Annotated in this window: 8 protein-coding genes; 5 read left to right on the top strand and 3 right to left on the bottom strand. The window is 64.8% G+C overall.

What is annotated here, in order from left to right:
• Positions 1–91: 91 nt before the first annotated feature.
• The 4 genes from V6M39_RS09970 (at position 92) to ffh (ending at position 5,617) form a co-directional block, all read left to right on the top strand.
• A complete protein-coding gene (locus V6M39_RS09970) occupies positions 92–1,366 on the top strand; it encodes an ammonium transporter (protein WP_332643670.1) in 1,275 nt (424 codons plus the stop codon).
• A gap of 11 nt (positions 1,367–1,377) precedes the next feature.
• On the top strand, positions 1,378–1,716 hold the full coding sequence (locus V6M39_RS09975; protein WP_332643671.1) for a P-II family nitrogen regulator: 339 nt from the start codon (positions 1,378–1,380) through the stop codon (positions 1,714–1,716).
• 4 nt (positions 1,717–1,720) lie between these two features.
• Positions 1,721–4,000 (top strand): [protein-PII] uridylyltransferase, encoded by a 2,280-nt coding sequence (locus tag V6M39_RS09980; protein WP_332643672.1) that lies wholly within the window; start codon positions 1,721–1,723, stop codon positions 3,998–4,000.
• A gap of 78 nt (positions 4,001–4,078) precedes the next feature.
• Entirely contained in the window at positions 4,079–5,617 is a 1,539-nt protein-coding gene (ffh, locus tag V6M39_RS09985) for a signal recognition particle protein (RefSeq protein WP_332643673.1), read from the top strand.
• A gap of 135 nt (positions 5,618–5,752) precedes the next feature.
• On the opposite strand, the gene V6M39_RS09990 is transcribed toward ffh, so the two are convergent.
• The 3 genes from V6M39_RS09990 to V6M39_RS10000 all read right to left on the bottom strand — a co-directional run bounded on the left by V6M39_RS09990 (position 5,753) and on the right by V6M39_RS10000 (position 6,752).
• Positions 5,753–6,289: a septum formation family protein gene (locus V6M39_RS09990; protein WP_332643674.1), complete on the bottom strand. Its 537-nt coding sequence runs from the start codon at positions 6,287–6,289 to the stop codon at positions 5,753–5,755.
• Positions 6,290–6,397: 108 nt separating this feature from the next.
• Positions 6,398–6,511, bottom strand: coding sequence for an arsenate reductase family protein (locus V6M39_RS09995; protein ID WP_332643675.1), 114 nt, complete (start codon positions 6,509–6,511; stop codon positions 6,398–6,400).
• The gene (locus tag V6M39_RS10000; protein ID WP_332643676.1) at positions 6,504–6,752 is read right to left on the bottom strand and encodes a hypothetical protein; all 249 of its coding nucleotides are present in this window, start codon (positions 6,750–6,752) and stop codon (positions 6,504–6,506) included. Before V6M39_RS10000 ends, V6M39_RS09995 begins: the two co-directional genes overlap by 8 nt.
• A gap of 65 nt (positions 6,753–6,817) precedes the next feature.
• On the opposite strand from V6M39_RS10000, the gene V6M39_RS10005 reads away from it, so the two are divergent.
• The coding region (locus tag V6M39_RS10005; protein ID WP_332643677.1) for a sterol desaturase family protein at positions 6,818–7,441 on the top strand (624 nt) is incomplete at its 3' end.

Raw genomic sequence — 7,441 nt, forward strand, 5'->3', positions numbered from 1 at the left:
TGCCAGTGCTGCTTCTCGTTCACGACACGCGTCAGGTCGCGGTGCGATAGTGTCCGCGACCGACGAGGTTTGACGACAGTCGGAGGACGACATGGATTCAGGCGATACCGCATGGCTGCTCGCATCATCGGCACTCGTGCTGCTGATGGCACCAGGGCTGGCGTTCTTCTACGGCGGCATGGTCCGCGCCAAGAGCGTGCTCAACATGATGATGATGAGCTTCATCGCGATGGCAATCGCACCTGTCGTGTGGTTCCTGTACGCGTACAGCCTGGCCTTCGGTGACGACGCAAAGGGCGGACTGGTCGGCGGCCTCGACCACGTAGGCCTCAACGGCATTTCGCCCAGCACGCTGACCGGGACAATTCCCACATACGTCTTCGTGGTGTTCCAGCTGACGTTCGCGATCGTGACGATCGCTCTGATCAGCGGCGCTGTGGCAGATCGCATGAAGTTCGTTGCCTGGGCGCTGTTCGTGCCGGTGTGGATGACAGTCGTCTACGCACCGGTCGCCCATTGGGTCTTCGCGTTCGACGGCGACGACATCAAGGGTGGGTGGATCGCCAACAAGCTCGGTGCGCTCGACTTCGCCGGCGGCACGGTCGTGGAGATCAGCTCGGGTGCGTCGGCCCTTGCCCTCGCGCTCGTGGTCGGCAAGCGCGTTGGCTGGAAGCGCGATCCGATGCGTCCCCACAACCTTCCCTCCGTGCTGCTCGGTGCGGGCCTGCTCTGGTTCGGCTGGATCGGCTTCAACGCCGGCTCTGCTCTTGGAGCCAATCAGCTCGCCAGCCTCGCCCTGATCAACACCGTCGCGGCCGGTGCTGCCGCGATGCTCGGCTGGCTCGCGGTCGAGGTGATCCGCGACGGCAAGGGCACCAGCTTTGGTGCCGCCTCAGGCGTCATTGCGGGCCTCGTGGCCATCACGCCGTCCTGCGGCTCGGTCTCACCAATGGGCGCTCTCGTGGTCGGCGCTGTTGCTGGTGCTGTGTGTGCCTTCGCGATCGGCCTGAAGTTCAAGCTTGGATACGACGACTCGCTCGACGTTGTCGGCGTTCACCTCGTCGGCGGCATCGTCGGCACTTTGTTGATCGGTCTCCTAGCGAGCAACACTGCGATCGAGCTGCTCGGCTTCGGCCAGCCGGGTCTGTTTTACGGTGGTGGCCTCGATCAGCTCGGCAAGCAGGTCGTGGCTGCGGCGGTCGTGCTCGTCTACGCATTCACGTGTACGTATGTCATCGCTACCGTGATTGACAGGTTGATCGGCTTGCGGATAGACGAAGAGCACGAGGTCACCGGCATCGACCAGATCGAGCACTTGGAGACCGCGTACGATCACGCGGGATCGACCACCGGCGGAATGGGATAAGGGGACTGAGGATGAAGCTCGTAACTGCGGTGGTCAAGCCGCACAAGTGGGAAGAAGTCCGCGAGGCACTCGCCGCCACGGGAATCGCCGGCATGACGGTGACCGAAGCCAGCGGGTACGGCCAGCAGAAGGGCCACACCGAGGTCTACCGCGGCGCTGAGTACGACGTATCGCTGGTTCCCAAGATCCGCCTCGAGGTCGTCGTCGACGACGCCGATGTGGACAAGGTTGTCTCCACGATCACCGGAGCGGCCAAGACCGGCAAGATCGGTGACGGCAAGGTCTGGGTGATCCCGGTCGAGTCAGTCGTGCGCGTTCGCACCGGCGAAACCGACGAGGCAGCGCTCTAAACAGGTGCTTCCCACCGGTGGGTTCGACAGGGCGGAACTGGCGCAGCGGCGTAGGGATCGTGCCCTTGAAGCCGACGAGACACTGCGTGAACTGTTCGCCAAGGCCACCGCTGATGGCGGAGGCTCCGGTCTCGTGCTCGTAGCAGTCGGTGGCTATGGCCGCAGCGAGCTGTCGCCGTTCAGTGACCTCGACGTCGTCCTGCTGCACGAGCCGGGGCTCGACGAGGATCACGTACGAGTTGTGGCCGAGTCGATCTGGTATCCGCTGTGGAACGACAACGTGGCGCTGGACCACTCCGTGCGCGACACGGTGCAGATGCGTGAAGCGGCGGCGACCGATCACCGAGCGGCGATGGGCATGCTCGATGCTCGTGCGGTCGCCGGCGACTCCGAGCTCGTCACCACCCTGCGCTCGGAAGTGCTTGCCGACTGGCGGCGCGAGGCTCGCACGCGGGTCCAGGAGGTTCGCGAGGCCCGCCGAGCCCGCATCGAGCGGTCCGGCTGGCTGGCGCACTCCGCGGTTCCGGACCTCAAGGAGTCCGGGGGAGGGCTTCGCGACAGCGTGATCCTGCGTGCGCTGGTCGCCACCTGGCTGATCGACGTACCTCACGAAGAGTCCGAAAGCCTGCGCAACTCGTTGCTGGACGTACGGGATGCGCTGCATGAGGCCAGCGGTCGCCGCGTGGAACGTCTGGACGCTGAGCTGATCCCTGAGGTGGCTCGCCTGCTCGACATGGGTGCCGAGCAACTCGACCTGCACACCCGCCAGCTCGGCCGTCGAATCGCGCACCTGTCGTCGCTGGCTTGGCGGCGCATCGACCGTGCCGTCGCTCCAACGCGCAAGCCCAAGATCTCGGCGACCGGTCCTGTGGTGACTCGTCTGGCTGAAGGGGTTGGCCTGCTCGACGGTGAGGTCATCGTCATGCAGCGAGCTGATCCGGCGATCGATCCAGAGCTCGCGCTGCGCGCCGCAGCCGTGGCCGCTCGTGACGGCCACCCGCTGAGCGCGGGGTCCGCGGCCAGGCTGGCACGGGCGATGGGCGAGATGCACGACCCTTGGCCGAAGTCGTCGACCCGGCTGATGGTCGACCTGCTGACCGCCGGCCCCGGACTCATACCGGTCTGGGACGAGCTCGACTTCGCGGGCGTGATCGATAGGTGGCTCCCCGAGTGGGAGTCCGTGAGGTTGCGCGGATCCTCATCGCCTGTGCACAGCTTCACGGTCGACCGGCACAGCCTCGAGACGTGCGTGTTCGCCGCCGAGGTCCAGCGTGACGTCGCTCGTCCGGACCTTTTGGCTGTCTCCGCGCTGCTGCACGACATCGGCAAGGGCGTGGACGGCGACCACAGCGTCGAAGGTGAGCCGATGGCCGTGTCGATCGCGACGCGATGGGGCTTTGACGCCGACGACGCAGCAACGATTGGCCGACTCGTACGTTGGCACCTGCTGCTGCCGACCATCGCCACGCGGCGAGACATCGAGGACCCGTCGACCGCCGCGAACGTCGCGGAGGTCGTGGAGTCGGCTGACTTCCTCGAGCTGTTGGCCGCACTGTCGGCGTCGGACGCGCAGGCAACCGGATCGGCGGCGTGGACGACCTGGCGCCGAGGCCTGATCGAAGGACTGGTCGCCAAGACGCAGGCAGAGCTGGACGACGCTGTCGCCACACCCGACGCGCAGGCGTACGAAGGATGGCCTGCCGGCGTGCCGATCCCCGACTACGGCGCAACCGGCCCAGCCGACTTCACGCTCGAGATCGAGGCTCACAAGGATGGTTCCCTGCTCACCGTCGTCACCTCGGACCGCCGCGGCGTGATGGCTGACCTGGCCGGTGCGATTGCGCTGACGGGTCTCGAGGTTCGCTCCGCCCGCACTGTGACGCTGGGCGATGCAGCGGTGTCCCTGTGGGAAGTCTCGCGGGCAGATGTCGACGCGAATCGCCTGAGTGAACGCATACGGCCAGCACTGGCAGGCGAGATCGACCTTGCTGCACGGCTCGAGCTCAAGCCGACGGAAGACGCCGTGGGCTCACGCATTCGAATCCTTGACCGACTGTCAGAGACCGCGACCCTGCTGGAGGTACGTGCGCACGACCGACGCGGCCTCGTATGGACCGTGTGCCATGAGATCGCGTCGCTCGACCTGTCGATCCGTTCGGCGCACATGTCGACGTACGGCACCGAGGTCCGTGACGTGTTCTATGTCGTCGACGCCGACGGCAACCGTCTTGACGATGCGGCCGGCGAGCAGCTCCGCGATCGGGTCGCTGCGGCCCTCGGCTGACGCCACGCACGGCTGTGGATGGGTGGCTCAGATAGTCTTGGCACGCCCTCATACCTGATCCAAGGACACCGTCTCCACATGTTCGACACCCTGCAAGACCGGCTCCAGTCGGCGTTCAAGAACCTTCGTGGCAAGGGTCGACTGTCCGAGGCCGACATCGACGCTGTTGCACGCGAGATCAGGGTTGCCCTGCTCGACGCCGACGTCGCCGTCCCGGTCGTCCGTGAGTTCATCGCCAACGTCAAGCAGCGCGCGCTCGGTGCAGAGGTCAGCCAGGCGCTCAACCCGGCCCAGCAGGTCATCAAGATCGTCAACGACGAGCTCGTCACGATCCTGGGCGGCGAGACTCGTCGTGTCCGCTACGCCAAGTCCGGTCCGACCGTCATCATGCTCGCTGGACTCCAGGGAGCGGGCAAGACGACGCTCGCCGGAAAGCTGGGCCTGTGGCTGAAGTCGCAAGGCAAGTCGCCGATGCTGGTCGCGGCCGATCTCCAGCGCCCCAACGCCGTCACCCAGCTGCAGGTGGTCGGTGAGCAGGCCGGTGTCACGGTGTTCGCCCCCGAGCCCGGCAACGGCAAGGGCAACCCGGTCAAGGTCGCCAAGGCGGGCCTCAAGGAAGCACAGCGCACACTGCACGACGTCGTGATCGTCGACACCGCCGGACGCCTCGGCATCGACGAAGAACTGATGAAGCAGGCCGCAGACATCCGCAAGGCCGTCGATCCCGACGAGGTCTTGTTCGTCATCGACGCGATGATCGGTCAGGACGCCGTCGTCACGGCGCAGGCATTCCTCGAGGGCGTCGACTTCACGGGTGTCGTGCTGACCAAGCTCGACGGCGATGCGCGCGGAGGTGCGGCGCTGTCCGTACGCTCGATCACCGGCCGCCCCATCATGTTCGCGTCCACCGGCGAGAAGCTCACCGACTTCGACGTCTTCCACCCTGACCGCATGGCGGGGCGCATCCTCGACATGGGCGACATGATGACCCTCATCGAGCAGGCCGAGAAGGTCTTCGATGAGGAGGAGGCCAACAAGGCCGCCGAAAAGCTCATGGGCGGCTCGTTCACCCTGCAGGACTTCCTGGGCCAGATGGAAGCCATGGCCAAGATGGGCTCGATGACCAAGCTCATGGGAATGCTCCCGGGCATGGGCGCCATGAAGGAACAGCTCGAAAACTTCGATGAGCGCGAAGTCGATCGCATCAAGGCGATCATCCTGTCCATGACCCCCGCCGAGCGCGACAACCCCAAGATGATCGACGGCTCGCGTCGAGCTCGCATCTCCAAGGGTTCGGGCACGCAGGTCAAGGACGTCAACCAGCTGGTCGACCGGTTCTTCGACGCGCGCAAGATGATGCAGCAGATGGCCAAGGGTGGCGGAATGCCAGGGATGCCCGGTATGCCGGGAATGCCGGGCATCGGAGGGCCGGGCAAACGTGCCGGCGCCAAGCAGAAGCCGCAGCAGAAGAAGGGCAAGCGAGTGTCGGGCAACCCCGCCAAGCGTGCGGCCGAGGCTGCAGCCGCCAAGAAGTCCGATGGCGCGAGCGCATTCGGCTTTCCCGCTGGTGGCAAGGACGATTTCGAGCTGCCGCAGGAGCTCAAGGACCTGATGTAGCCACGCCGCCGACGGAGGTCGCCGAAAGTCTGGAACGCGACCTTCGTCGCTCTGGGCCGTCCGAGGCAGCGCGACAACGACCAAATGAAGATGCCCCACCGACTCAGCGAGTCGGTGGGGCATCGGGCGTGCAGATCAGCGGTTGGCAGCCTTGAGGGATCCCTTGGTAGCAGCCTCTTCCGTGACGAGGCACGCAACGCCACGGTCCATGGACCAGGTGTCCCCGATCGGACTCATGTAGGTCATCTCAAGCTCCGAGTCGTCGTACGAGACACCGACAAAGTCTTCGAATCGCTCGTAGCAACCATCACCGGCAAGCTGGTCGACCTTCTCGTCGCCGGGAAAGTCGCCAGCGGGCAGCTTGAACGTCGCGTAGGCCTCGAAGAAGTGAGCCTTGGCGCAGGGAGCAACCTCAACGCGAGTGAACTCGCCCTCGACGAGGTTCTCGACAACACAGTCGCCGGCCTTGAGATCGGTGACATCGACTTTGCCTTGTGAGGTGATCGCGCCGGTCTTGTCGCGGTCGGCAGACGTCAGCTTGTCGTAGGCGAACCCGCCGATGCCGGCGAGGACGCCAAGCGAGACGAGTGCGACGACGACGATCCGAACGACCTTGCCGACACTCATTCCCTCTGAGGGCTGCTCGACAGGGTTGTTGGGTGTTTCAGTCATGAGAGTTCCCCCATAAGAAAGGGCCGCCACTCGGCAGGCCGACGAAAAAGATATCGGTGTGCGTGGTCACCGAACACACCGGCTCGAGTCAGCCCGGCGTCCAGGACTTCAGGCGAGGAACTCTGCGACCCGGTCCTTGGGTCGACCGATGATGGCGCGCTTGCCGCGTACGAGGACGGGACGCTGCATCAGGCGTGGATGCTCGACGAGCAAATCAGCCACCGGCCTCAGGCGTCGTGTAGTCGTCGGGACTCAGCTCCAGCCCCTTGAAGAAGCCGTCCTTGCGTACGAGGTCAGCAGCGGGATCCTCGAGCTTGTCGATCAGGTCAAGCAGTTCGTCTCGGTTGAGTGGCTTCTTGAGGTACTGCACGACATCGGGTGCGATACCGATCTCGAAAGCCTCGTCGAGGGCATACCTGGAGGTCGAGCACGCGGTGTTGTGGAGGATCGTCACGTCAGCCATGTCGCGAGCATACGACCGTCACGGAACTGCTGTCGGCGGCCCACCTCGCATGCGACGATGTCCAGATGTGGGAGGCGTTTTCGCACAATCTGAAGGATCCGGCCGGTGCCGCGATCCCGTTCTTCCTGCTGTTCATGTTCATCGAGATGGCAGCGATCAAGAACGAGGCCAAGCACGACCGGGAGGCGGATGTTGCCGCAGGCAATGTCATGGTCAAGGGCTACCTCAAGGAGGACACCCGAGCCAGCCTGACGATGTTCTTCGGGTCGATCGGGTTCTCAGCCGCATTTCGTACGGCCGCGTTCCTGCTCTACACCGTGATCTACGTGCATCTCGCGCCATGGCACCTGTCGGCGTCGAACCCCTGGACCTGGGTTGGCGTGCTCCTCGGCGTCGACCTGCTCTTCTACACGTACCACCGCTTCGCCCACCGCGTCCGCCTTGGCTGGGCCGGCCATCAGGCGCACCACTCAAGCGTCTACTTCAACTTCTCGACCGCCTTGCGGCAGAAGTGGAACCAGTGGTTCGAGGTCGTCGTATGGCTTCCGTTGCCACTCCTGGGCGTGCCGCCGTGGATGATCTACTTCGTCTTCTCGATCAACCTGATCTGGCAGTTCCACCTGCACACCGAGAAGATCGAGAAGCTCCCGCGCTGGTGGGAGTTCATCTTCAACACCCCGTCGCACCAT

The organism is Aeromicrobium sp. (assembly GCF_036675695.1).
GTDB lineage: Bacteria > Actinomycetota > Actinomycetes > Propionibacteriales > Nocardioidaceae > Aeromicrobium.